Annotated in this window: 2 protein-coding genes; both read left to right on the forward strand. The window is 65.8% G+C overall.

The genetic code is table 11. From position 1 onward, the window contains the following. The coding region (locus Y703_RS17705; protein WP_253907924.1) for a glutamate--tRNA ligase family protein at positions 1–535 on the forward strand (535 nt) is incomplete at its 5' end. Positions 536–578: 43 nt separating this feature from the next. Continuing rightward, positions 579–2,368 (forward strand): DNA polymerase III subunit gamma and tau (locus Y703_RS17710; RefSeq protein WP_155849392.1); only part of this gene is annotated, 1,790 nt, incomplete at its 3' end.

Raw genomic sequence — 2,368 nt, forward strand, 5'->3', positions numbered from 1 at the left:
CCCCTGCCGCAACCTGACGACGTCGGCCCGCGCCCTGCAGCACGGCCGCCGCCCACCGGCGCTCCGGCTCAGGTCGGGCGTAATCACCTGGGCCGTCCAGGATCAGCTTCAGGGCGCTTACACCGGAGCGGTGGATGACTTCGTGATTGTCCGCAGCGACGGCGTGCCCGCCTACAACCTGGCTGTAGTGGTCGACGACGCCGCGCAGGGGATTGACCAGGTGGTCCGTGGGGATGACCTCCTTAGTTCCGCACCGAGGCAGGCCTACCTGGCCAGCCTGCTGGATGTAGCTGCCCCCGAGTACGCTCACGTCCCTCTGGCACTGAACGGCGAGGGGCAACGGCTCGCCAAGCGGGATGGGGCAGTCACCCTGGAATCGCTTGCCGAAAAGGGCTGGGGCAGCGACCGGGTGAGGGACCTGATCCTTCGCTCGGCAGGGCTCCCTGAGGGTACGCTGGCAGGAGCGCTGGAGGCTTTTCAGCCCTCGGGAGTACCCCGCGGAGCCTGGATTGTCGGGCCCGGGGAGCTGTCCTGAATCCCCACTGCAATACGTCACCACCAACCGATAAGGTTCTTTTGTGAGCACAGCCCTTTACCGCCGATACCGCCCCGAAGCTTTTGCGGATGTCATCGGCCAGGAGCACGTCACTGAGCCCCTCATGGCTGCCATCGAGAAGGGCAGGGTCAACCACGCCTACCTGTTTTCCGGTCCGCGCGGTTGCGGAAAGACAACTTCCGCCCGAATCCTCGCGCGCTGCCTGAACTGCGCCCAGGGCCCCACCCCCGTCCCGTGTGGTGTCTGCGACAGCTGTGTTGAGCTTGCGCGCGGTGGGTCCGGCAGCCTTGACGTGATTGAAATTGACGCCGCCAGCCACGGCGGCGTCGACGATGCCCGGGATCTCCGGGAGCGCGCCACCTTCGCCCCCGTTCGCGACCGGTACAAGATTTTCATTATTGATGAGGCCCACATGGTCACATCGGCGGGCTTCAACGCCCTGCTGAAGATCGTTGAAGAGCCACCCGAGCACATCAAGTTCATCTTCGCGACCACCGAACCTGACAAGGTGATCGGCACCATTCGGTCCCGCACCCACCATTACCCGTTCCGGCTGGTCCCACCTGAGCCGCTGATGGCCTACCTTGATCTCCTCTGCCAGCAGGAGGGCACCCCGGTAGCACCGGGCGTGCTGTCGCTCGTGATCCGGGCTGGTGGCGGATCAGTGCGCGATTCCCTGTCAGTGCTCGATCAGCTGATGGCCGGCGCCGGTCCCGGCGGCCTCGACTATGAACTTGCCGTGTCTCTCCTCGGCTATACGCATGCCTCGCTGCTCGACGACGTCGTCGACGCCTTCGCGGCTGGTGACGCCGCCACGGTGTTCAGCGCCGTCGACCGGGTGATCCAAACCGGTCATGACCCACGCAGATTCGTCGAGGACCTGCTGGAGCGGTTCCGTGACCTCATCATCGTTAACGCGGTCCCCGACAGCGCCGCAGCGATCCTCCGCGGCACCCCCGATGACCAGTTGAACCGCATGCGCACCCAGGCGAACCAGATGGGCCGCGGCGAGCTGTCCCGTGCGGCCGACATCACCAATACCGCCCTCACCGAAATGACCGGCGCTACGTCGCCGAGACTTCACCTCGAACTGTTGTGCGCCCGCATCCTCTTGCCTGCGGCCGACGAGACTGAACGGGGAACACTTGCCCGCGTTGACCGGATTGAGCGACGCCTGCAATATGCCGGGTCCTTAGCCGTACCCGACCAGCCTGCGGGGCCCGCGACTGACGTCCGGAAGCCACGGCCCGCATCCAACGCTCCCGACAGCCCGCCAACGCCTCCTGCTGCGAGCCCGGCACCGGAAAAGAAGGCACCCAGCGACACCGCCTGGCCAGAGGAAGCAGCGCCAGCTGAGGAACCCGCACCGGTCTCCACACCCGCTCCGGAAACGCCGGCGCCAGATGCGCCTGCGGGGCCATCGCCCGAGCAGGCACGCCCTGAACCCGAAGCGGCGTCGGCGCCATCCGGTGCCCCCCAGGTGGAGATGATCCGGCGCGCATGGCCCGAGATCATGGATGAACTGGCCCACATCAAACGCACCACCTGGCTCAACGTGAATCCTGATGCCAAGCCACGAACCATGAACGGCAATCAGCTGGTGCTCGCCTTCGCGACGCAGGGGAACGCCATCGCGTTCCAACGCGGCACGCATATGGACAATGTCAAGCAGGCGATCCATAAGATCCTTGCCCTGGACGTCACCATTGACGTACTCCACGACGGATCGGCGTCAGCGGGTGAGCCAAACCCAAAAGTACCCACTAGTCGGCGGGCGCCGACGGAGCCCACCAGCGGCTCGGCGCCCGAAAT

Source organism: Arthrobacter sp. H20 (assembly GCF_000520515.1).
Classification (GTDB): domain Bacteria; phylum Actinomycetota; class Actinomycetes; order Actinomycetales; family Micrococcaceae; genus Arthrobacter_D.